The organism is Neisseria sp. P0021.S007 (assembly GCF_051956855.1).
Window position 1 is genome coordinate 1 of sequence record NZ_JBQCXA010000556.1, and the last position, 678, is coordinate 678.

The following is a 678-nucleotide window of genomic DNA, read 5'->3' on the forward strand; positions in this document are numbered from 1 at the left end:
CGTTTGTGTTGGAAACGGGTACGCCAAAACCATAACGGCGTAATCAGGAATAGGGCGGCAATGTAGCCTAAGATGGTGCGCGAGTTGACAAGGCCGAGGGTCGCAGTCAATGCCAATACAAACAGAAAACCTGCTGTATTGGACATTTTGCGCGCCGTCCATAAATAGGATGCCGCCAAAATGCCCCACATTAAATAATGTCCCAAATGATTGCGCTGGCCGAGTTGGCCGTTTACGGTACCGCTGCTTCGGGCAATGATGCCGTTCAACCACTCTACGTTAGACCAGCCTTTAAATTGCAGCCAGACGATGACGGCCTGTATGGTTGCACCTATCAATAAAGACCAAGCAAAGATGCTGACGACGCGTTCCTGTCCGTAAGCTGCTACCCAGCCCCGCACCGACCATGCGCCCAGTGCCAAAATAACAAAGGTCCAGGCGGTAATATCGCTCATGCCGGGGTAGGTGGAATACATGAGGCGCGCTTGGAGCGACCAAAATGCGGCCATGGCAAACAAGCCGATACTGAGTGCAGGAAGGCGGATATTCAGCAGACTTTTGTGTGCGCTAATCAAAGTCAGTACCAATGAGCCGCTCAGAGAGATGGCTTCCAAATAAAAGCTGGGCAGTGGACCGACTCGGTAGAGCGAGAGAAAAGGGACGGCGCAAATCCAAAGA

1 protein-coding gene is annotated in these 678 nt (G+C 52.2%); it reads right to left on the minus strand.

All coding sequences use genetic code 11. The features are described from left to right. On the minus strand, nucleotides 1-678 hold a 678-nt coding region (locus ACTHUR_RS14590; protein WP_440399302.1), incomplete at both ends, for a pilin glycosylation ligase domain-containing protein.